The 23,536-nt window shown below is 42.5% G+C and carries 16 protein-coding genes; all 16 read left to right on the top strand.

Annotated features, from left to right (window positions below):
* Nucleotides 1-24 precede the first annotated feature (24 nt).
* Nucleotides 25-1,401, top strand: a complete 1,377-nt coding sequence (locus tag D0S24_RS02830; protein ID WP_117018327.1) for a putative oxidoreductase C-terminal domain-containing protein — start codon at nucleotides 25-27, stop codon at nucleotides 1,399-1,401.
* Nucleotides 1,402-1,643: 242 nt separating this feature from the next.
* Entirely contained in the window at nucleotides 1,644-2,462 is an 819-nt protein-coding gene (locus D0S24_RS02835; protein WP_117018328.1) for an SDR family oxidoreductase, read from the top strand.
* Nucleotides 2,463-2,680: 218 nt separating this feature from the next.
* Nucleotides 2,681-3,877 (top strand): mannonate dehydratase, encoded by a 1,197-nt coding sequence (gene uxuA / locus D0S24_RS02840; protein WP_117018329.1) that lies wholly within the window; start codon nucleotides 2,681-2,683, stop codon nucleotides 3,875-3,877.
* A gap of 162 nt (nucleotides 3,878-4,039) precedes the next feature.
* Nucleotides 4,040-5,029, top strand: a complete 990-nt coding sequence (locus D0S24_RS02845; RefSeq protein WP_220377721.1) for a TRAP transporter substrate-binding protein — start codon at nucleotides 4,040-4,042, stop codon at nucleotides 5,027-5,029.
* On the top strand, nucleotides 5,029-5,517 hold the full coding sequence (locus D0S24_RS02850) for a TRAP transporter small permease (RefSeq protein WP_117018330.1): 489 nt from the start codon (nucleotides 5,029-5,031) through the stop codon (nucleotides 5,515-5,517). The genes D0S24_RS02845 and D0S24_RS02850 overlap by 1 nt, the downstream gene beginning before the upstream one ends.
* A complete protein-coding gene (locus tag D0S24_RS02855; protein WP_181938013.1) occupies nucleotides 5,507-6,817 on the top strand; it encodes a TRAP transporter large permease in 1,311 nt (436 codons plus the stop codon). Before D0S24_RS02850 ends, D0S24_RS02855 begins: the two co-directional genes overlap by 11 nt.
* 352 nt (nucleotides 6,818-7,169) lie before the next feature.
* On the top strand, nucleotides 7,170-10,379 hold the full coding sequence (locus tag D0S24_RS02860; RefSeq protein ID WP_117018331.1) for a SusC/RagA family TonB-linked outer membrane protein: 3,210 nt from the start codon (nucleotides 7,170-7,172) through the stop codon (nucleotides 10,377-10,379).
* A gap of 11 nt (nucleotides 10,380-10,390) precedes the next feature.
* On the top strand, nucleotides 10,391-11,890 hold the full coding sequence (locus tag D0S24_RS02865) for a SusD/RagB family nutrient-binding outer membrane lipoprotein (RefSeq protein ID WP_117018332.1): 1,500 nt from the start codon (nucleotides 10,391-10,393) through the stop codon (nucleotides 11,888-11,890).
* Between the two features lie 21 nt (nucleotides 11,891-11,911).
* Nucleotides 11,912-13,639: a LamG domain-containing protein gene (locus tag D0S24_RS02870; RefSeq protein WP_117018333.1), complete on the top strand. Its 1,728-nt coding sequence runs from the start codon at nucleotides 11,912-11,914 to the stop codon at nucleotides 13,637-13,639.
* A 124-nt stretch (nucleotides 13,640-13,763) separates the two neighbouring features.
* Nucleotides 13,764-15,416 (top strand): alkaline phosphatase family protein, encoded by a 1,653-nt coding sequence (locus tag D0S24_RS02875; RefSeq protein WP_117018334.1) that lies wholly within the window; start codon nucleotides 13,764-13,766, stop codon nucleotides 15,414-15,416.
* A gap of 84 nt (nucleotides 15,417-15,500) precedes the next feature.
* A complete protein-coding gene (phnA, locus tag D0S24_RS02880; RefSeq protein ID WP_117018335.1) occupies nucleotides 15,501-16,718 on the top strand; it encodes a phosphonoacetate hydrolase in 1,218 nt (405 codons plus the stop codon).
* Between the two features lie 17 nt (nucleotides 16,719-16,735).
* A complete protein-coding gene (locus tag D0S24_RS02885) occupies nucleotides 16,736-18,163 on the top strand; it encodes an aldehyde dehydrogenase family protein (RefSeq protein ID WP_117018336.1) in 1,428 nt (475 codons plus the stop codon).
* Between the two features lie 218 nt (nucleotides 18,164-18,381).
* Nucleotides 18,382-19,494, top strand: coding sequence for a 2-aminoethylphosphonate aminotransferase (locus D0S24_RS02890; RefSeq protein ID WP_117018337.1), 1,113 nt, complete (start codon nucleotides 18,382-18,384; stop codon nucleotides 19,492-19,494).
* Between the two features lie 202 nt (nucleotides 19,495-19,696).
* Nucleotides 19,697-20,959 (top strand): MFS transporter, encoded by a 1,263-nt coding sequence (locus D0S24_RS02895; protein WP_117018338.1) that lies wholly within the window; start codon nucleotides 19,697-19,699, stop codon nucleotides 20,957-20,959.
* A 221-nt stretch (nucleotides 20,960-21,180) separates the two neighbouring features.
* Nucleotides 21,181-22,260: a zinc-binding dehydrogenase gene (locus D0S24_RS02900; RefSeq protein WP_117018339.1), complete on the top strand. Its 1,080-nt coding sequence runs from the start codon at nucleotides 21,181-21,183 to the stop codon at nucleotides 22,258-22,260.
* On the top strand, nucleotides 22,261-23,505 hold the full coding sequence (locus D0S24_RS02905) for an MFS transporter (RefSeq protein WP_117018340.1): 1,245 nt from the start codon (nucleotides 22,261-22,263) through the stop codon (nucleotides 23,503-23,505).
* Nucleotides 23,506-23,536: the final 31 nt, after the last annotated feature.

A 23,536-nucleotide genomic window follows, 5' to 3' on the forward strand; every position in this document is an offset into this window, starting at 1 on the left:
TGTTAAATGTGATAAATCAAGTAAATGAAGAGAAGTATTTCAGCATTAATGGTAGTCTTATGTCTAGGTTGTCGGGATAGTCAGAAAGAGGTAGAATCCAACGTGGAAGATAAGCAGGGTCAAGTTAGATTAATGACACTGGACCCTGGACACTTTCACGCTGCCCTGGTTCAAAAAACCATGTACAATGGGGTAGATTCCACCATTTATGTTTTTGCTCCCGAAGGACCGGAGGTAAACGATTTTTTAAACAAAATCGAATCTTACAATTCGAGGTCCGAAGACCCCACACATTGGAATGTGGACAGTTACTTTGGGGCCGATTATCTGGAAAAAATGATTGCCCAAAAACCGGGCAACGTCATGGTAGTAGCTGGTAAGAATTCCAAAAAGATAGACTATATTTTAGCTGCGGTAAAAGCTGGATTGAACGTGTATGCCGATAAGCCATTGGTAATAAACCCTGAGGGATTCCTGAAATTGGAAGAGGCCTTCAAAATTGCTGAGGAAAAAGGGGTCATGATATACGATATTATGACAGAACGTTTTGAGGTTACCACCGGAATGCAAAGACAGTTTTCCATGTTGCCCAATGTATTTGGTCAAATATTGGAGGGAAGCCAGGAAGAACCGGCAATTATTAAGGAAAGTGTACACCATTTTTTTAAGTACGTTTCCGGGCAGCCGTTGGTAAGACCGGCCTGGTTTTTTGATGTGAACGAGGAGGGGGAAGGAATTGTAGATGTAACCACCCACTTGGTAGATTTAGTGCAGTGGGAGCTTTTTCCGGACGAAATTATTGATCGCACGGACATAGAAATGGTCGAGGCAAAGCGTTGGCCAACAATCCTGACATTGGAGGAGTTTAAAAGGGTTACCGGCTTGGACGGTTTTCCGGATTACCTTCAAAAAGATTTGGATGGCGATAAACTTAAGGTGTACTGCAATGGGGAAATGGTTTATAAAATTAAAGGCAAGTATGCCAAGGTTTCCGTGATATGGAATTATGAGGCACCCGAAGGTACCGGGGATACCCATTATAGTATTATGAGGGGGACCAAAAGCGACCTGGTCATTAAACAGGGGGAGGAAGAAAATTATAAGCCTACCCTGTACATTAAATCCAAGGGCGTGGAAAATTTTGATAGTGTAATAACCGAAGCCATCGAGCAACATATTAATTCCAAATTTCAGGGAACCAAAGCAGAAAAAGTGTCGGAGGATACCTGGAAGATCAATATCCCGGATGAATTTAAAATTGGCCATGAGGCACATTTTGCCCAAGTAACCCAGAATTATCTACGTTATTTGGAAGAGGGTAAATTGCCCAACTGGGAGGTGCCCAATATGATTGCCAAGTATTACACGACCATGGAAGGCTATAAAATGGCCAAGAAATGAGGCCTTGCACTTTTCTTAATCTAAAGATTCTCCGCCCATGGGTCGAGCGGGTCTGCAGAAAAGGCAGTCCCAATAGCTATCGGGACGGGTGGTGTAAAATATAAAATTTAAAGATATTTTTTTGTTGAATTCTGCAAACTTTTGCAGAGTTCGGCTAGGGTTAATATTGGATATTATGTTAATTATGGTGCCCTTATGTTATATTTGGGCATTAATGAACCAGAATAATAAAATTTGATTTGATGAGTGAACTTTTTTCGATTGAAGATAAAATTTATGCCCTATCCGGTGCCACAGGCACTTTAGGTGGGTCCATTGCCAAGTATCTTGTAGAAAACGGAGCCAAGGTATTGCTCTTGGGCAGATCTTTGGATAAACTGGAGGAAAAGTGTAAGGAGTTAAATGTAATTGCTCACAACAGTGCCTATTTGTTCGTGTTGGATGTGATGGATGAAAAGCAATTAACAGAATTGAAGAACACTATAATTACCCAGTTTAAGAGATTGGACGGACTGGTAAATTTGGCCGGGGGAAACATTCCCGGGGCTACTTTAAAACCGGATCAGACCATATACGATATTGAGCTTGGGGATACACAAAAAGTAGTGGACATAAATTTGTTCGGCACCGTTATTCCAACTATTATTTTAAGTGAAATTATGGCAAAACAAGGTTATGGCTCCATAGTGAATATATCGTCCATGGCGGCCAAACAGACCATTTCAAGGGTGTTGGGCTATTCCATGGCCAAGGCAGGCGTAGATATCTTTACCAAGTGGATGGCCAATGAACTGGCCTCTAAATTTAGCGATAAGATAAGAGTGAATGCTATTGCACCCGGTTTTTTTATTGGGAATCAGAACAGAAGACTTTTGACCAATGAGGACGGTACCTTTACGGATAGGGGAGAAAAAATTATTACCAATACGCCAATGGGGCGTTTTGGGGATGCCTCCGAACTTAACGGAATGGTTCATTACCTGCTAAGTGACGCCTCTTCATTTGTTACCGGTACCATTTATGATATTGACGGAGGATTTAGTTCCTTCTCCGGGGTATGATTTTTTTAATGTACAAATGTAGCAATGTAAAAATAGGAAGGTAGGTCAAGTTCCCCTCCTAAGAGCACCTGTACCGCTTTTTTATGGGAGGTTAGGGGTCTGTTTTCGGACATGAAGGGATTGCCCTGTATATTGACAGTGCTATATTGAATTTTGTTCAAATACTATCAAGAAGTCTTCATTATTATAAAGAAACAACCTGTTAATAACGCTCTTAATTGAAATATTTAAAAAAAACACTTAGATGGTTCGGACCCAATTTTGGAGTGTCCCTAAAGGATATCAGGGAGCTAGGGGTCGATGGTGTGGTTACGGCATGCCATGAAGTACCCATTGGAGAGGTCTGGTCTTCAGAGGTTATAAGGGGTGTCCGGAAGGAAGTGGAGGCCAATGGCCTGGAATGGTCCGTGGTGGAAAGTGTCAATGTACACAAATCGATCAAATACGGTTTGCCCGAAAGGGACATCTACATACAGAATTATATTGATACCCTTAAGAATTTAGCGGAAAACAACATAAAAGTGGTCTGTTATAATTTTATGCAGTTGATAGATTGGACCCGTACAAATTTAAACTATGTACTTCCTAGCGGGGCTATAAGTTTGTTGTACGACCCTGTAGCCATTGCTGCATTTGATCTGTATATGCTGCAAAGGAAAAAGGCCGCAGGGGTCTATACCGATGGAATGGTAAATAATGCCAAAAACTATTATGATTCCTTGGACAGTCAGGGACGTGAACTGCTGGAAGCGGCTGTATTGGCAGGGATGCCCGGTTCCAAGGTGGCCATTCCCATTTCCGACTTTAGGGCCACCCTGGAGGAAGTTGGCAAGATGGAAAAGCCGGTACTAAGAGAAAATATAGCCTATTTTTTAAGGGCGATTGTTCCAGAAGCCGAAAAACTGGGCATAAAGATGGCATTGCATCCGGATGATCCGCCATTTCCCGTTTTTGGAATACCCCGTATTGCCTCGACCTATGAGGATTTAAAGTATATTCTGGATTGCATTCCCTCTCCGAGTAACGGATTAACGTTTTGTTCCGGATCCTTGGGCGCGGTAGATTCCAACGATCTTCTTAAAATTATTAGGGATTTCGGTCCGAACATTCATTTTCTGCACCTAAGAAATGTTTTGAGGGAGGCGGACGGAAGATTTTACGAAGCGGCCCATCTGGAGGGATCCTTGCCCATGCCTAAAATAATGCTGGAAATTATCAAGGAGCAACAGCGAAGGCAAGATAGTGGACATGGAGAGGTAGCCATACCCATTAGGCCAGATCATGGACATGTACTGTTGGATGATAAAAAAAGGCAGGATGAGTTTTATTCGGGATATTCCCTAATCGGAAGGGCCATTGGTATGGCCGAGCTTTATGGATTGGAGAAGGGCATTAGGGAAATGTTATCCAATTAGTAAATCGGTAAGATAGAGGTGTAATTCTTAATGATGAGGCAGATAAAAGGTGAATGTTCTAATGAATTGTTGTTAAATTTTAAAAAAAGAGTATTTTTAAAGTTTATAAACAGAATTCAAAGATGAATATCGTTAACGTTAACGCATAAATAGGAAATGCACATGCAGGTATATAGATCCCAAAGGGGAAAATTAGTTATGATGATTGGTATTTTGGTATGTTTATATTCCTGTGCTGATATCACGGATCACAAAACCTTATTTTTTGCCCATTCCCTGCCAATAACCCATCCGGTCCATAAGGGTATCCTGGCCATGCAAGAGGCACTTCACGAAAAATCGGGAGGAAAGTTGCAGATCAAGATATTTCCCGATGGCCAGTTAGGTACGGAACGGGAAGTATTGGAGTTGTTGCAGATTGGCAGCGTGGCAATGACCAAGGTAAGTGCGGCCTCCATGTCCAGTTTTTCTCCGGAATATAGGGTTTTGGGTGTTCCTTATTTGTTTAGGGACAGGGATCATATGTTTAGCGTATTGGAAGGGCCTATAGGAAAGGAACTCCTGGATGGTGGCAGTGAATATTTGCTACGTGGCCTCTGTTTTTATGATGCCGGGAGTAGAAGTTTCTATACATTGGACGGATTTATAAAAACACCGGAAGATTTAAAGGGCAAAAAGATCAGGGTAATGAACGACCAGATGGCCGTTAATATGGTTAACGACCTAGGTGGATCCGCCACCCCAATGGCCTATGGGGAGCTATATACCGCTTTACAGCAACGGGTGGTAGATGGTGCGGAGAACAATGTTCCTTCCTTTGTGACCTCCAATCATTACGAAGTATGTAAATTTTATACCTTGGACCAACACAGTATGGTACCGGACGTTGTTGTGGTAGGCACCAAGTTTTGGGATACATTGAACGATATGGAAAAGGGTTGGTTACAGGATGCGGCGGACGAAAGTGTAAAAAAACAAAAAATTTATTGGCAGGAAACCGTAGAGGAAGGTATGGAAATCCTGGAAAAGGCCAATGTACAGATCTATAACCCTGATAAAAGTCCCTTTGTAGAAAAGACCAAATCCATTTTGGAAGATTTGAAGAAGGATCCAAAAATGAAAATAATAATCGACCAAATCAACAACCAATAATGCAGACGACGTACAGAATATTGAATAAGGCCATTGAAGGGTTGCTGGTTCTAATTTTTAGTCTCTTGGTACTGGATGTGGTCTGGCAGGTAGTTTCCAGATATGTAGTGGGTCAATCCAGTTCGTTCACCGAGGAGTTTGCCAGATTTTCCTTGATCTGGTTAACAGTTTTGGGTGCCGCCTATATCAATGGTCAAAAAGAAGGCCATCTTTCCATGGATTTTTTACTGTCAAAACTTCCGGCCGACAAGCAAAATAAAAGACATAGGGTAATCCAAGTAGTAATGGCCGTCTTCGCCTTGGTCATTATGGTGATCGGCGGGGGCAATTTGGTGTACACCACCTTAATGTTGGGACAGTTGTCCCCGGCCTTATTGGTGCCACTTGGTTATGTTTACGCCATAGTGCCCATATGTGGCCTTATCATCATTTTCTTTTCCGTTTATCACATTAAAATAACCTATAACGCCAGCAACAATGAGTATTGAAACCATAAGTATCCTAGTATTGTTTATTAGTTTTATGGGTTTGTTGGCCTATGGCGTGCCCGTGGCCTACGCCATTGGGATATCCACAACCATTACCTTATTGCTCAATATAACGTATATGCCCGCTACCACTACCGTTAGTCAGAGAATGACCACGGGCATCGATAATTTTGCTTTATTGGCCATACCTTTCTTTATCCTGGCCGGAGAAATCATGAACCGGGGAGGCATTGCCAATCGTTTGATCGACTTTGCAAAATCGCTCATAGGAAGTCTGCCAGGAGGTTTGGCCTATGTCAATATTATTTCCGCGATGTTGTTCGGCGCCATTTCGGGTTCGGCCATTGCCGCAGCATCGGCCATTGGGAGCACGCTTACGGAAAAGATGGCGAATGACGGTTATCCCAGGGAATTTAGTGCTGCCGTAAATATTAGTTCTTCCACTACAGGTCTTTTAATTCCGCCCAGTAACGTATTGATCATTTTTGCCTTGGCCAGTGGCGGCACCGCATCGGTGGCGGCATTGTTTATAGCCGGATATATACCAGGAATTTTGGTAGGCCTCGCCATTATGATCATGGTGTATTTTTACGCCAGGAAAAAAGGTCTGCCCAAGGAAGAAAGAGTGGGTTTTAAAAAGTTGTTCCGAGATTTTAAAAATGCCATTTTAAGCCTTACCCTTCTAGTAATCGTAGTTGGGGGAATTGTAGCCGGAATTTTTACGGCAACCGAGGCCGCGGCCATAGCAGTGGTTTATGCCGTTTTGCTCGGATTTGTGAACAAGGAGCTTAAGTTTTCCGATTTTAGGCCTATATTGCTCCGTAGTGCCAAAACAACGGCCATTGTTATGTTCTTGATTTCTACGTCCATGGCCATGTCCTGGCTGTTTTCGTTCGAGTCCATTCCCCAATCATTGACGGGCTTCCTTTTGGAATCGGTTAAAAATCCCTTATTGGTACTTCTTTTTATAAATATCACCTTACTTGTGGTAGGCACCTTTATGGATATGACCCCGGCAGTACTTATTTTTACACCTATTTTCCTGCCGGTAGTTATGGCCATGGGGATGCACCCGGTTCAGTTTGGGATGGTCATCGTTCTCAATTTGTGTATAGGGGTTTGTACCCCTCCGGTAGGTACCCTGCTCTTTGTGGGTAGCGGGGTGGCCAAAGTGCCGGTCACAAAAGTGATCAAGCCTTTATTGCCATTATTGGGGGCAATGACCGTCGTATTATTGATCCTTACCTATGTACCGGAACTATCCTTATGGTTGCCAAGGGCCTTTGGATTGATCGACTAATGATCCCACTTTTTAAGCAGTTGTAACAAGCCTTTATAATATACTAAGTCCCTAAACTTTATTGTTTCAGGGACTTTTTTGCGATGGGCCCAGCCTATTGGTTTATGTTTATTTTCATCTCAAGCGACTTATGCTCCCAATCGGGTAGGCTTATACTTAACCTCACATGAGTTCCTGTATTTGATAACCTAATCTTAATAAATACTTGTCAATAAATTTAACTAGGAGTAAATTTTTTTAACTTTTTTTGCTAAAATATATTAACTTTAAGTTAATATATTAATATATTAGATTGTTATTTTAACTATATGTAAAATTAAATTTGAATTTAACTAACTAAAAAGGACCAACAATGAACAAAAGAAAAACTAAATTATTAGGGCTCTTATTCTCCGCCGGAATGGCCCAGCTCCTATCGGCAAATATGCCGGGATCCAATCTGGATGTCAAGGCGATGGCCCCTTATTATGTAGGGGCCACTTTTCAGCAGACCTTATCCGGTACTATAGTGGACGAGGATGGGGTGCCCCTTTCGGGAGCCTCGGTCATGGTAAAAGGAACCACCAATGGAGTGGTTGCCGATTTTGACGGAAAATTTAATATAGAGGTGGCCCCTGGAAGTATTTTGGTGGTTTCCTATGTAGGATTTGAAACCAAAGAGGTTACGGTAGGGCTTCAAGAAGAATTGAACATTGTTTTGATTGCCGGGAATGTGCTGGAAGAGGTTGTGATAACCGCTTTGGGCATCAAGAAAGAGAAAAAGCGGATTGGGTATGCCACTCAGGAGGTAAAGGGGGTAACGCTCCAAAAGGCCATTACGCCAAATGTCCTCGAATCCATGTCGGGAAAAGTAGCCGGACTTACCGTAATAAGTAATGGCGCCGACTTTTTTTCAGACCCAAGTATATTTTTAAGGGGAGAGAAACCCATATTGGTGGTAGATGGTGTACCGATGCCCGATACCGATTTTTGGAATATTAGTTCGGACGATATAGAGAACATTACCGTTTTGAAAGGTGCTGCAGCCTCTGCCCTTTACGGTTCCTTAGGTAAATTCGGTGCCCTTCAAATTACAATGAAGTCTGGAAAGGGTATCGATGGCACCAGGGTGAGTGTGAACAGTTCCACTACCTTTCAGACTGGTTTTTTAAGGATACCAAAGGCACAGACACAATATGGTCCCGGCAATACCGGGAGATACGAATTTGGTACCGGGGCTGCCGGAGGAGGGGGAATCAATGATTATGACTATTCCATTTGGGGTCCAAAGTTCGACGGTAGACTTATAAAACAGTCGGATTCGCCCATAGATCCGGTTACAGGGGAACGCATTCCTACCCCATGGATTTCAAGAGGTCCTGACAACTTAGGGAATTTTGTGGAGACAGGCTTGGTGACTTCCAATAATGTTTCGTTACAATCCGGATCCGAAAAGGGAAATTATGTAATATCCAATTCCTATAAACATGCAAAAGGCTCTATTCCCGGTCAAAAATTGGATATTAATACCCTCCGCCTTTCGGGGACTTTGAATGTTTCCGATGCTATAACGGTCGATGCCTCCCTGCAGTACAACTATCAATATTCCGACAATAGGATCAGGGGCTCTTATGGCCCTACCTCCCCTATTTATTTATTGAGTATTTGGGGTGGTGCCAATTTTGACGTAAGAAATCTAAAACATGTTTGGGTTCCGGGCAAAGAAGGAATTCAACAGGATTTTGTGGAAAATTGGCGCTACAATAATCCATATGCCCTGGCGTATAATTGGAAAAAACCGTGGACCAAAAACGATATACTTACCTATGGAAAAGTAAATTTTAAGATTTCGGATAAAATCAATGCCCATATAAGAAGTACGCTTAGTACCTATTCCCTTACGGATAATGAGGAGATATCCAAGAGTATCTACAATTATGACATTCCAGATAGGGGAGGCCGATTTAGGTACAATGCCTATCGTTATTTTGAAAACAACACGGATTTTTTGATTACTTATAACGATAGATTTTTCAATGACGATATTGGCCTTGAGGCTACAATTGGCGGCAATCAGCGGTATCTGAAAAAGGAGGAGGAACACGCGTCCACAACCCAACTTATTGTTCCCGAGGTATTCACCCTTCAAAATTCGGTAGATCAGGTTACCCCGACCAGTTATAAGTTTAAACAAGGGGTCTATAGTGCCTATGCGGTAATGGACTTCTCTTACAGAAATCAAATATTCTTTGGGATGACGGGAAGAGTGGATAAATCATCTACACTGCCCGAAGCAAATGACACCTTTTTCTATCCGTCGGTATATTCCAGTATTGTCCTAAGCGACATGATTAAAATGCCAAGCGTGATTAGCTATTTAAAATTAAGAACGGCTTATGCACAAGTTGGAGGGGATTTAGGGATATATGAGGCAACCAACTCATATGGTACAGGAAGATATAGGAATTTGCCAACCGCGAATTTTCCGGCCACACTGGAAAATCCGGATTTGAGGCCTTCGTTTACCAACTCCTTTGAATATGGCTTTGAAATGAAATTTTTCAATAGTCGTTTGGGAATCGATTTTTCTTATTACGAAAACCAGAACGGCCCACAAATTTTTACCCAACCCTTTTCCAGTGCCTCTGCTTATGATGGGGTATTGCTGAACGGTAGGACCACAGAACGAAGGGGGATGGATTTTTCAATCACGGCCATACCTGTTAGGACAAAGGATTTTAATTGGTCGGCCATTATTAATTTTGATAAATCAAAAAATTACCTTACTTCTTTACCTCCCTTACCGGATGGAACGGTACCCGAATGGGAAGGTGCCGAGGGGGATAATTTCCGGAACAGGGTAGGAACACCGATAGGGGATTATTTTTATTATGTTTGGGAAAGATCCCCGGACGGACAATTGATTATTTATGAAAATGGCCTGCCCCAAAGAACGGATTTCAAAGTAAATACTGGAAATACACAACCCGATTTTATTGCAAGTATAAATAATTCAATTTCCTATAAAAATACATCCTTAAGTTTCTTGTTCGATGGTAGGTTCGGAGGTGTAACCCAGGATGCATATGAACGTGATCTATGGAGGGCCGGTGGTCATCCGGATGCCATACATCCGGAAAGGGAACTTTCCAATATTGCCTATGTAAATGGAGGTGATGCAAGAACCATGCAAATAGAAGGAGTAAGTATTGTATCGGGGGAAGCAACCTATGATCCGGACGGGAACATAGTAACGGATACCAGGGTCTTTGAACCTAGTACTTATATGGTGGATTACCAGTCTTGGGCAAGCCGGTATAAGGCCGATTGGCCCAATGTAATAAAGGATAAGACCTTTATTAAGTTAAGGGAAGTGGTGCTAAGTTATAATTTTGGAAACAAAGTATTGGATAAGACCTTTATGGATTCAGCATCGATCTCCCTTGTTGGAAGAAACCTATGGTATTGGACCAAGGACCATTTTTTTGGTGACTTGGATACCTATACAGTGAAGGAAGGCGATACTGATTTACAATTGCCTTCCCAAAGGTCTATTGGTTTTAACCTTAATGTTTCATTTTAATACAACTAATCATGATAAAGAATATAACTTTCAAAATTACGCTATTGGTATTCCTTTTGGGAACACTAATTAGCTGTTTGGATTATGAGGATTTAAGGGAAAATCCCAATGAACCCAATTCCGTACCGCCTAGTTTAATTTTTACCACTTTGGTGCCAGGAGTTACGGGATCATTTTCAGATACATATGAAAAAATGCAATATCATTTGTGGATAGCTACCGATAATGTTAATTCCCCTAATTTTAATAATGGCTTTGGTGGGGAATTTGATTATTCCACATTAAGGAATATTATTCAGATGACCAAAGAGGCCGAAGCTACCGGTGCTCCGGCATATGCTATATTAGGGAAGTTTTTAAAAGCTAGAATGTTTATTGAAATGACCAGGAGAATGGGCGACATACCATTGTCCGAAGCTGGTCTTGGAGCGGAAAAACCCCAGCCAAAATACGATTCACAGAAATCAGTCTATATACAATGTTTAAATTGGCTCGATGAGGCCAATTCGGAACTGGGTACTTATATTGATGCAAATCCCGGGCTTAGTATAGAAGGGGATCCCTATTATAATGGAGACTTAAGGCAATGGCAGAAATTGATCAATGCCTATACCTTGAGGGTTTTAGTATCCTTGAGTAAAAAGGAAAATGATCCTGATGTAAACGTGAAGGGCCGTTTTGCCAATATGGTAAATAATCCAGATACCTATCCCTTATTGTCCGGATTGCAGGACAATGCACAGTTGACGTATAGTAACGAAGATGGATTTCGACAAACGTATAATCCTGACAATGCCGTTTATAGGGATGCCGTTGTTTATGCCAGCACCTATATAGGCCTACTTAAGGGCAAAGAAGATCCCAGGCTTATGAAAGTGGCCGATCCTACCAAAGATGCCCTGGAGGCCAATCCAATCGAGGCCGAGGTCCGCGCTGATTATGATGCCTATGCCGGTGCGGATATCTCCGCTGCGGCAACCGAAAATTCTGCCAAAAAATTGGATGGTGATTTTTCATTTCCCAATTTCGATAAATACTGGAACTATGTTGGTCAACCTGGTATTTTTATGAGTTATTGGGAGCAGGAACTTCATATTGCCGAGGGTGCGCATCGGGGCTGGGTAGCCTTGGACGCCAAGACCCATTACGATAACGGAGTAACGGCTTCCATGGAATTCTATAGTGTGGACGAAGCTGAAATAACCACCTTTTTAACTACAAAGCAACCTTATATTACAGGAGCGGCAGGATTGACCAGAATCTTGGAACAAAAATACTTGGCCTTTGCGGAAAATTCCGATCATGAATCGTTTTTTACTACACGCAGGACCGGGGTGCCTACTTATTTATTTAGTAGTGAACACAATAGCATTACCAAGTATCCGGTTCGTTGGACATACCCAACTTCGGAAGATCTGGATAATAAAAATAACTATAGGGCGGCACTCAGAGCACAATTTGGCGCAGAGGTGGATGACAGGGATCAAGTTATGTGGTTGCTAAAAGATTAAGAACAGTTAAATTTTACTACAATGAAAAGTATAAATAAAATTAAGAAAAATAACGTTAAGGTTTTCCTGTGGCTGTTATCGGGATTCATCTTGACCCTAGGGTGTTCGGATGATAAAGGTGAAGGTTGGGCAGATGAAAGGTATCTGGAAAACTTTGAGTTTTACGTATATCATGTCAACCCCAATACAGGTGTAGAGTATACCGATGATGAACTGGCAGAATTGACCTATGACCCAAGACAGAAGGAATCTTATTCCGATGGTCAATTAGTAGATTTGGCGATAGTTACTTCCAAGTTGCCATCGGAAATAAAGGTGCTATCGGGAACGGATTTGTCCGTTCTGGAGACCTTGACAGATTTCCCAACTTTTGGCGATAAATTTAAGTCGCAAAGTTTTGTATCCAGTTTGGAAGAACTTAACCTATTGGAAATAGGGGACAATACTACTCTTAAATTTGATATCCTATATATGGATGGCTCCATCGGGGCGGTGAATTTTGAAGTTAAGAAGGTGAAATTTTTTGATCCAAATGCCGTCATAGATACTTTTGTGTATTTAAAGAAGAGTACCGGAGAAACTATTCCTTTGGCTATAAACGAAAAGGTGACCTCTAGAATTAAGGATGCAGCCTACGGTTCAATAGTAGCGTTCAATGGCGCGGACAACCAGGTAGAAATTTTGGATGTTCCTGAATTGAGTTTTAGGCATGACAGTGATTATTCTATTGGATTTTGGGTAAATACCACCTCTACGGATAGCGACCCTGTTATGATCGGGGATCAAGACTGGGGCAGTTCATCCAATCCGGGATTGACCATAGCTTTCCGTGGGGACAATTGGCGTGTTGCCACCTCAGATGGTGTAACCAAAGCGGATACCGATTATGATGGTAGTTTTAATGATGGGGAATGGCATTATATCGTGACCACTTTTGATCGGGATGGCAGCATGACACTTTATCAGGACGGTACCTCAGTGGCCTCGGCAAGTATGGCAGGTATTGGAAGCACAGAAAGTGGAAACCCACTACGCATAGGACAGGATGGTACCGGTGCCTATGGCCAATTCTTTGAAGGAAATATTGGCGAGGTATCCATCTATGATTACGCTTTGTCTTCTCAGCAGGTTGCAGGTGTTTCTACACCATTAACGGGCGTACAGTTAAAACAACAGGATGGTACCGTTAAGAATATATCGGTCACCAATTCCGGTGCTACCATTAGTAGTGAGAATAATTTGTCCGCTTTCACCTTTGATGGTGTAAATCAGTTCGCTACAATTAGCGATACCGACTTGGATTTTAGGCATGACGGGGACTATTCCATCTCATTTTGGGTAAATACGACCTCTTCTGACAGTGATCCGGTCATGATAGGGGATCAAGACTGGGGCAGCTCCTCCAATAAAGGGTTGACCATTGCATTCCGAGGTAGCAACTGGCGTGTTGCCACTTCTGATGGAACAACCAAAGCGGATACCGATTTCAATGGTGGGTTTAATGATGGCCAATGGCATTTGTTGACTGTGGTCTTTGATAGGGATGCCGATATGACCTTGTATCAAGATGGTAAGGAAGTAACCAGTACAAGTATGGCGGCTGTTGGCAATACGGAAAGTGGGAATCCATTGCGCCTGGCCCAAGATGGTACAAGTAACTATGGCCAATTTTTCCAAGGAAAAATAGCGGGTACGGTAATTTATGATTATGCGCTTTCAGATCAAGAAGTTGCAGCATTGTTTAACTGATCAAATAACAAACCAGATTGTATAAAATTGAGTTGAGTTAGTTTTTGTAATGAGGGAGGGGCTTTTAATGCTCCTCCCTTTTTAATTTGGTGGCTTTATTATTAAAAAATATACTACTAGAGATATGGGATTTATAAAAATAACATTTTGGATCGTCATAATAGTGATATCCATATGGTCCTGTTCCCAAAATAATTCGTCAGAATTAAAAAAGGATGTGGAAGGGAAAGCGGAAAATAAAAAAATATTGATCATAGGAATAGATGGTTGCAGGCCAGATGGTTTAACAGCGGCCACTACCCCAAATTTGGACAGGCTAATGGCGAATGGGACTTTTTCCTTGGACGCCCGAAATACAGGGATTACGATAAGTGGCCCCAGTTGGTCCTCTATGCTTACCGGAGTATGGGAAAACAAACACGGCGTTAGCGATAATTCCTTTTCGGGCGCCAATTATGCACAATACCCCCATTTTTTTAAATGGATAGAGGAGGCCAACCCGGATTATTATACAGTTTCTGTAAGCCAATGGCATCCTATAAATGATCAAATGGGAGCTCCACTGGATAAAACGGTAAATACGCAGGATTCCACTTTGGATACCAAGAACAAGGCAATAATGGAATTGAAGACTGAGGACTTAAAAGCATTGTTCCTTCATTTTGATGATGTTGATCATGCTGGGCATGGTTCCGGTTTTAGCCCTGAAAATCCAGAATATATAGGAGCCATAGAAATTGTGGACGGGGCCATTGGTGAGGTATTAATGGCTTTGAGGGAGCGTCCCAATTATGAAAATGAGGATTGGGCAATCTTGATAAGTACGGATCATGGTGGAATTGGTACCGGCCATGGCGGGGATACCGATGAGGAACGTACCATATTCTTGATCGTGAGCGGGGACAATGTGCCTAAAATGGAAATATCAAAAACTACAGAGGAAATTGTGGTCCTACCTGTGGATAATTGCTTGGAGAGCAGTACTGACCTTTATTTTGACGCCAAATCCGTTATTGAAGTGCCCAATGATCCGGCATACAACTTTGGGGCCGCCCAGGATTTCTCCATAGAATGCAGGATACGCACTTCCAATTCGGGTGACGTTAGTATTCTGGCCAAAAAAGATTGGGATAGTGGTCTTCTGCCTGGATATGTTTTTTCCTTTAACCCCAACAATAGGAAGTTTAAGGTGAATCTGGGTGACGGAAATCGCCGTACGGATATAGAAACAGAAATGATTTCCGATAATGAATGGCATACCTTAAGTGCTACTTTTGATCGTGATGGCCTACTTAAGGTGTATATTGATGGAATACTAAAAAATACAGCGGACATCTCTGTCATAGGAAATATGGACAATAACTTTCCTTTTACGATCGGGGCGGACGGCCGTTCCAATTACAACTATCAGGGCTACGTTTCAGAGGTCAGGATTTTTAATACTTTGTTGGATGCTTCTGATATTAATTCTTGGAAATGTAAGGAGTTGAACGAAACGCATCCGAAGTATTCGAATATTAAGGGATATTGGAAAATTACTGAGGGTCATGGGACTTCGATTCTTGATGCTGGTCCCCTAAGTGCCAATGGGGTATTGAGCGGTGGAAATTGGAAGCCTTCCAACCAGAACTCCATAGAAACCTTAAATAATTTTGACAATACTCCTAGAACAGTTGACGTGGTCACTACAGCCTTGAATCATTTATGTATTCCCATCAAACCCGAATGGGGATTGGAAGGAAATTCACTTTTGAATATACCCTGTAACGACCAATAATTTTAATAATTATAATTATCCTATTAGTATAATTTTTGTACTTTAGTGCAAAATTAATGAAAAACTCAAAAGATATTTTAGAACATGAACATTAATAACAGAAATTACCCTGAACAAAAACGGACCATTATTGGAATATGCATGGACGGAACCTCTTATCCTTACTATGAAGGTGCCAAGGAGGTAATGCCCAATTTGCAACGTTTTATAAGGGAAGGTTCCATGGGAATGGTGAAAAGTGTAATCCCCTCCTTTACCAATCCGAACAATATGGCCATTGTTACCGGGGTAACTCCAAAAATTAACGGAATTTGCGGCAATTTTTATTGGGATACCGAGCTGCAGCAGGAGGTAATGATGAACGATCCCAAGTATCTAAAAGTTCCCACCATTTTGTCCGAATTAAGTAAGAATGGCAGAAAGGTGGCCGTGGTGACCGCAAAGGATAAATTGCGGAAAATGTTGGCCCATAATCTGGAAGGCATCTGCTTTTCTGCCGAATTTGCCAATCAGGCCACTGTTGGGGAGAATGGTATAGACAATGTGGAAGAGGGATTAATGGGCAAGGAAAGACCGGGAATTTATGATCCCTATATTTCTGTGTACTGCATTGAGGCCGGTGCCAAATTGTTAAAGCGCGAACATTTTGATGTAATGTATTTGACAACAACGGATTTTGTGCAGCATAAATATGCTCCAGGAAGTCCGGATGCAAACGATTTCTTATCCAAAATAGATCTTTGGTTGGGGGAATTGGACAAGTTGGGTGCCATTATAGGCGTAACCGCCGATCATGGGATGCAGGCCAAGACTAATTCTGACGGAAGTCCAAAGGTACAGTTCATAGAACAGTTATTGGATGCCCAAAATATTAAATCGAGGGTAATATTGCCCATCACCGATCCCTATGTGGTACATCATGGTGCCCTAGGCGGATATGGTACTTTGTACTTGGAGGATAAATCCCAGTTACAGCTGGCCAAGGAGTATCTGTTGGGTCTGGATGGCATTGAAAAGGTGCTTACCAACGCCGAGGCTGTGGAAGAATATGAACTTCCTGGGGATAGAATCGGGGACTTGGTGGTTTTGGCAGATGCTGCGACCACTATCGGGAGAACCCCGGATTGGCATGAGTTGGATAAGGTCAAGGAAGGATTGCGCTCCCATGGAGGTGAGCATTGTCAAGAAGTGCCCATGATATTCAATAAAAAATTGAACGCAGAATACAGTGAAAAATTGACATCAGGCACCTGTAGGAATTTTGACCTGTTCCATTTCTTGAGCAACGGATTTTCCAACTAACCATTAAATACAATACGATGATCGAATTTGGAAGTATAATTAATGGAAAGCAGGTAAAAAGCGGGCAATGGATAAATATTTATAACCCGTACACCAAAAAACAGGTAGGCAGGGTGGCTTCCTTGGATACAAAAACCTTGGACAAGGTATTGACGGATACCAAGAATACCAAAATCAACCTTACCCGTTATGAACGGTACGATATACTAAATAAAATTGCGAGTGCGTTGGAAGAGCGCGTTGATGAAGTGAGTAAGATGATTACCGATGAAACCGGACTCTGTCTAAAGGATACGCGTTATGAAGCCAGCAGGGTTTCCGATGTGCTGCGATTTTCGGCCATGAAGGCTTTGGATGATGACTCCCAGGTGTTTCCCTGTGATGTCTCCAAAAATGGCAAGCCCAGAAGGATCTATACCACCCGTGTACCCTTGGGGCTCATCAGTTGTATAACGCCTTTCAACCACCCTATGAACCAGGTGGTACACAAAATAGCTCCGGCCATCGCCACCAACAATACGGTGGTCTTGAAACCATCGGAAAAAACCCCCTTGTCCGCCTACTATTTTGCGCAATTGGCCTTGGACTGCGGTCTGCCGCCCAATATGTTGAACGTCATCAATGGAGCGGATGTTCAGGCAACGGCAGAAATGATGACCGTTCATCCGGAAATTACCATGGTCTCATTTACCGGTGGTAGTAAAGTGGGAAAAATAATTGCTTCCAAAGCAGGCTACAAGAAATTGGTTTTGGAGCTTGGAGGAAGTTCCGCATTATTGGTACTTGAAGATGCGGATATTGATGAGGCGGTCGAAGTTACCATGTCCGGAACCTTTAAAAATTCTGCCCAGCGTTGTACCGCTATCAGAAGAATTTTGGTTCATGAAAGCATAGCGGATGACTATGCCGCTAAATTGACCGCCCGTGTTAAAGCCTTGAAATATGGGGATCCCTATGATGCAGAAAACGATATGGGAACTGTTATTACCGAAGAATCCGCCAAAGAAATGGAATTGCGTGTCCAGGACGCCATAGATAATGGCGCAGTGCTTTTGGCCGGTCATAAACGCGATGGTGCCCTATATGCACCAACGGTTTTGGACCATGTGCAAAATGCCCACGAAGTGGTGGCCAAGGAGACCTTTGGGCCCGTAGCCCCAATCATTAGGTTCAAAACTTTGGACGAGGCCATAGACATTGCCAATGATACCCCTTACGGGTTGTCCGGGGGAGTAGTGAGCAATCACTGGCCATCCATTCAGCGGGTCATTACCGAATTGGATACGGGGACGGTAAATGTAAACGAAGCCCCTAGTTACCGTTTGGAATGGACACCCTTTGGCGGGGTGAAGGATTCCGGCTTGGGGTATAAGGAAGGGGTCATAGAGACCATGAAGGGGTATACCTATGTTAAGACCTATTCCCTGCCTTGGGATATTGCCTAGCGTAATGTCAATGCTACTGTGTCGTTTAAGTCGCCGTTATTTTTTATTTGCTCAAGGCAAAAAAAATGTTGCATAGCCTTAGCTACGGAACAGTTTTTTTAACGAAGGCCAGTGGAAAAAGAACAAGACTTGGGATGGCTAAAGTAGGGTAGACAGGATACTAGGGTACGGTATCAATAATTTTAAACAATTCAAAAATCTTAATCCAAAAGTATAAAATGCAAATAAAAAGAAATGTATTGCTCAATCCCGGTCCGGCAACTACCACGGATTCCGTGAAATTGGCCCAGGTCGTTACCGATATCTGTCCCAGGGAAAAAGAGTTCGGGGATCTTATGGAATACTGCGCCACTGAGATTACCAAATTTGTGGGAGACCCCAAGGAGTATGCCACTGTTTTGTTCGGGGGGTCGGGGACGGCCACCGTAGAGGCCATATTGAGCTCCGTAGTTCCGGAAGATGGCCGTATTTTAATAATAGATAATGGTGCCTATGGTAAACGTATGTGCCAGATCGCCAAAATATACAAGCTGGGTACGGTAGTTTTTGAATCTTCATCCATAGCGCCCATAGATTTAAGGGCCCTGGAAGAAGTTATGAAATCGGAAAAGGGAGTAACGCACCTGGCCATGATCCATCATGAGACCACTACGGGTTTATTGAATGATATTGCAGCGGTAGGAAGATTGTGCTCTTCCTACAATATTAGTTTTATAGTAGACTCCATGAGCGGTTTTGCGGCCATTCCAGTGGATATGAAGGCCATGAACATTCATTATTTGGCGGCCAGTTCCAATAAGAATATTCAGGGAATGGCCGGGATAGGTTTTGCCATATGCAATAAAAAAGCTTTGTTGGCCACCGAATCCGTTCCTATGCGGAACCTGTATTTAAACTTGTATGCCCAATATGCCTATTTTGAAAAAACGCACCAAACCAGGTTTACCCCTCCGGTACAGACCTTCTATGCCTTAAAGCAGGCCATTATCGAAACCAAGGAGGAAACTATTGCCAAGCGTTATGACAGATATGCCAGGTCCTGGGAAACTTTATTAAAAGGTATAGAAAAATTGGGATTGGAGTATTTGATAGACAGGGAACATCACTCCAAAATAATTACCTCCATCATAGAGCCTAAGAGCGATAAATACGATTTTGATGAAATGCACGATTTTTTCTTCGAGCGTGGGTTTACCATTTACCCTGGTAAGGTAAACAACTATGATACGTTCAGGATATCCAATATTGGACAGATCGATTATAAGGATATGGAGAATTTTTTAAAGGTATTGGAGGAATATCTTGTTCAAATAGGTTTTTTGGAAGCCTAATTCGCAATTATTGACCGTCTTGCCAATTATATTCATAATTGTTTATTGTTTTTAATCCAAGTGAAATAGTTTTTGAATACCTTTTCATAATATTACTTAAGGGATACCGCCGGTTCCTAGGCCCCGGTGGTGTTTACTTCCGATCAATTTTTTAGACATGGGGTCCCTAATCTTGAATTGAATAAAATAATTAATACCAACCATGAGTTTAACCGTAGATCAGAAATATTGGAGAAGAAGAATATTTGTTCTTACTTGGCTTGCCTATGCAGGCTTTTATTTTGGAAGGAAAAATTTATCGGTTACCTGGAGTTCCATGGAGGACGATCTGGGACTGGACAACTCTGATTATGCTTCCATTATTTTCGTGTATAGTTTGATATATACTATTGGGCAATTTGTAAATGGATATCTATCCGATACCTTTGGACCTAGGAAGGTGGTTACTGTAGGCTTGTTTCTGGCCGCAATAGGAAACTTGTTCCTTGGCATGACCTTTTCTGCAGGTGTAATTGTTTTTCTGATAGCGGTTAATGGCTACGGACAATCTACAGGTTGGAGCGGGTTGATAAAGAATATGACCCCTTGGTTCAGAAGGACCGAGCGGGGTATAGTAATGTCCTGGTGGTCTACCTGTTATGTTACTGGGGGCTTCCTGGCAACTATCTTTGCCACTTATGCCGCTTTTGATATGGAGTTCCTTTCGGAACTGGGTTGGAAAAGAGGGTTTATTTTCCCTTCTTTGATTCTCTTTGTAGTTGCCATTTTATATCTCTTGTTCACCAGGAACAACCCACAAGATGTAGGGTTGCCTAAAATAGTTGAGAATAAATACGATTTTGAAGGAGGGGCCAAGGCGGAGAAATTGAAAATATTGGGATTATTGTTAAGGAATAGTTCCCTATGGATTTATTCCAGCTGTTATATGATCCTCAAAATGACCAGATATGCCTTTCTTTTTTGGTTGCCCGTTTATTTGGAAAAGGCTTTGCACTACGGGGTCAGTGATGCGGGTTATATGTCTTCGGTATATGAATTGATAGGTTTTTTTGGGGTTATTTTGGCGGGCTATAGTTCCGATAAGATCTTTAAATCCAATAGGTTTAGTACGGTTTCCCTCATGATGATAGGCCTGGGGCTGGCCTGCCTTGCACACCCTTTTATGGTTCCCTATGGGAAAATAGCGACCATTATCAGTATCGCACTTATAGGTATAGCTACTTATGGCCCGGACTCCTTAATATGCACCGCCGGTTCCATGGATGTAGGGGGTACTAAGGGGGCGGCCATGGCAGCTGGTATCATTAATGGAATGGGATCCGTGGGACAGATGTTCTCCGGTTTTATAGTGGTGGCCATTAATGAGTATTATGGATGGGATAATTTATTTTATTTTTTCGTTATTATGTCGTTCATAGGGGGAGGATTGGCGGCCATAAAATGGAACCTTCAAAGTTCGGATTAATGTTGAAGGGATGTCGCAATTTAGATGATACAAAAATGGGAGCAATCAAGTAGCGCGGTTTAATATTTTGGGAACCATTTAAAATTGTCAAGAATGTGATCTTCTACAAGCTTTATGCTTTATGGTCCATTCTTGGACCCTAATGTTCGAGTAATAAGGATTTTCCCATATCGGAATGGTACACTATAGGGATACTTTCCGATGTTAAATCTATTTGCCTTATGGTAAAGGATAAATTTTTGGATATGGAATTTCAAGTTTTTCACGGGGCAGGGATGCCTTTTGATTTTGAACGGAAAGAATTGAAAATTAAGTTGAATGCCGGGGAAGCTCTGGTGAAAATTGTGATGGCCACCATTTGTGGGTCGGACCTACATACCATTGAAGGTAAAAGAAAGGAAGATGTTCCCTGTATCCTCGGACATGAGGCCGTAGGGGAAATTATTGATATCAAGGACCGCCTGGGCTTTGCCATAGGAGATCGGGTAACTTGGTCCATTGCGGATACTTGTGGAAAGTGTCCTTGCTGTACAGAATATGGTCTTCCGCAGAAATGCGATCAACTATTTAAATATGGACATGCCTCTATACATAAAGGCAGTGGTTTCAATGGCTGCTACTCCTCCATTATCCATATTAGAAGGGGAACGCACCTGGTAAAGGTGCCAAAGGCACTAAGTGATAGTATGGTAGCCCCTGCCAATTGTGCTCTTGCTACCATGGTCAATGCGGTTTCCCAAATTAAAATAAAACCCAATAAGGTAGTTGTACAGGGGGGTGGACTTCTAGGAATTTATGCCTGTGGACTTCTAAAGGAAATGGGGGTTCCCCTTGTTTTTTGCTTGGAAATCAATACCGATCGGTTTGATGTTATCAGAAGGTTTGGAGCCATACCAGTAGATGCCGGGGATCCCCAAAATGTCAAGACATTTGTAAAGGACGGGATTGGACCAGGAGCCGATGTTGTTTTTGAGGTCGCCGGAGTTAAGGAATTGATTCCCCAAGGAATGGACTTGCTGCGTGCAGGAGGGGAATATGTCCTGGTAGGGCTGGTGCATCCAGATTCGGAACTGGGAATTACAGGGGAACAAATTATCCGAAAATGTATTGGTATAAAAGGAGTGCATAACTATGCCCCTTGGCACTTGGACGAGGCTGTTGCCTTTTTGGAACGCAATCAATGGCGATTCCCTTTTGAAGAATTGGTGAGCCCCCCTTATAAGTTGGAGAATTTGGTTGAAGCCGTGGCGGAAGCAAAGAAACAGCATTGGTTTAGGGTCTCCTTAAATCCGCAACTATAAATGTCCTTTACCAATAGTATCCAGCGGGATTTCAGAACGTACCAATGGAGAATCCTCCTTGCGGTGATGTTTTGCTATCTGTTTTTTTATATGGGCCGGCAGAATTTTGGATGGGCGATTCAAGGTATTTCATCGGAGTTCAATATTTCCAAACAGTACATCGGATGGGCGGGGGCGGCCATGCTCTGGGCTTATGGCCTGGGACAATTTTTTAATGGCAATTTGGCCGATAAATACGGATCCCGAGGAATGATAGTATTGGGCGGTATTCTTTCCGTTCTTATGAACTGGGCAACAAGTTACGCTACCGCATATTGGATGGTTATCGTTTTTTGGGCTTTAAATGGTTTTGGTCAGTCGCTGGGCTGGGCTCCTGGCAGCCGCCTGTTGGCCAATTGGTGGAGTGCCAAGGAAAGGGGGAAGGCCTTTGGATTTTATGTATTTGCGGCAGGATGTTCCTCCATACTAATTTATTTACTGTCCATCATTATGTTGGACGTTTATGAGCTGGATTGGAGATGGCTTTTTAGACTGCCCGTACTATTACTATTTTTGGGCTGTACCGTTTTCTATTTTGTGGTTCGTGATAAACCTGAAGATTTCGGATTTCCGCCGATAAAGGAAAACTCAAAATTCATGGTCCCAAAAGAGGGGGAAACCTCTGTGGAGCGCTATAAAAATGTTATAAAGAACAAAAAATTCCTATTGGCATGTATCTCCATGGGTTTTCAGAATATGGCAAGGTATGGCCTTTTGGTATGGGTGCCGCTCTATTATTTGGGAACCGGGTCAATCGGGGCCGCTAATTTATATGTTGCGTTGGCATTGCCAGGAGGGATGGCTCTTGGGGCAATCTTTTTTGGACAACTATCCGATAGGGTCTTCAATTCAAATAGATCGAAGCCTATAGCCATATCAATGTCATTGGCCGCCATTGTAGTTTTATTTATGTATCTGGTGCCCCAGGAAAATTTGTTCGGGGAATTAACATTGATGTTTGCTGCGGGCTTTTTGGTATACGGTCCCCGCTCTTGTTTTTGGCCCTTAAGTCCGGATTTATTGGGAGTGAAGAGGTCAGGAACAGGGTCTGGGGTAATGAACGCCTATGCCTATGCCTTTGCGGGTGCGGGGGAGCCTTTTATTGGTTATATGGTAGATGTGACCAAAGAGCAAAATATAGTTTTCGTAATTGTGGCCCTTATGTGTTTCTTAAGTGCAGTAGTTATTTTATTTGTAAGGCGATAGGGGCATTGTGGAGGTAATAAGATGGGAGAGA

It is taken from the genome of Arenibacter sp. P308M17, from assembly GCF_003426735.1.
Lineage (GTDB): Bacteria > Bacteroidota > Bacteroidia > Flavobacteriales > Flavobacteriaceae > Arenibacter.

Excerpts from the sequence above, each read along its gene's own strand:
- D0S24_RS02875 (WP_117018334.1), top strand. The coding sequence starts at position 13,764 with ATGGGATTTATAAAAATAACATTTTGGATCGTCATAATAGTGATATCC.
- D0S24_RS02890 (WP_117018337.1), top strand. The coding sequence starts at position 18,382 with ATGCAAATAAAAAGAAATGTATTGCTCAATCCCGGTCCGGCAACTACC.
- D0S24_RS02870 (WP_117018333.1), top strand. The coding sequence starts at position 11,912 with ATGAAAAGTATAAATAAAATTAAGAAAAATAACGTTAAGGTTTTCCTG.
- D0S24_RS02835 (WP_117018328.1), top strand. The coding sequence starts at position 1,644 with ATGAGTGAACTTTTTTCGATTGAAGATAAAATTTATGCCCTATCCGGT.
- D0S24_RS02895 (WP_117018338.1), top strand. The coding sequence starts at position 19,697 with ATGAGTTTAACCGTAGATCAGAAATATTGGAGAAGAAGAATATTTGTT.
- D0S24_RS02905 (WP_117018340.1), top strand. The coding sequence starts at position 22,261 with ATGTCCTTTACCAATAGTATCCAGCGGGATTTCAGAACGTACCAATGG.
- D0S24_RS02830 (WP_117018327.1), top strand. The coding sequence starts at position 25 with ATGAAGAGAAGTATTTCAGCATTAATGGTAGTCTTATGTCTAGGTTGT.
- D0S24_RS02885 (WP_117018336.1), top strand. The coding sequence starts at position 16,736 with ATGATCGAATTTGGAAGTATAATTAATGGAAAGCAGGTAAAAAGCGGG.
- D0S24_RS02855 (WP_181938013.1), top strand. The coding sequence starts at position 5,507 with ATGAGTATTGAAACCATAAGTATCCTAGTATTGTTTATTAGTTTTATG.
- D0S24_RS02865 (WP_117018332.1), top strand. The coding sequence starts at position 10,391 with ATGATAAAGAATATAACTTTCAAAATTACGCTATTGGTATTCCTTTTG.
- D0S24_RS02850 (WP_117018330.1), top strand. The coding sequence starts at position 5,029 with ATGCAGACGACGTACAGAATATTGAATAAGGCCATTGAAGGGTTGCTG.
- D0S24_RS02900 (WP_117018339.1), top strand. The coding sequence starts at position 21,181 with ATGGTAAAGGATAAATTTTTGGATATGGAATTTCAAGTTTTTCACGGG.
- D0S24_RS02845 (WP_220377721.1), top strand. The coding sequence starts at position 4,040 with ATGCAGGTATATAGATCCCAAAGGGGAAAATTAGTTATGATGATTGGT.
- phnA (WP_117018335.1), top strand. The coding sequence starts at position 15,501 with ATGAACATTAATAACAGAAATTACCCTGAACAAAAACGGACCATTATT.
- D0S24_RS02860 (WP_117018331.1), top strand. The coding sequence starts at position 7,170 with ATGAACAAAAGAAAAACTAAATTATTAGGGCTCTTATTCTCCGCCGGA.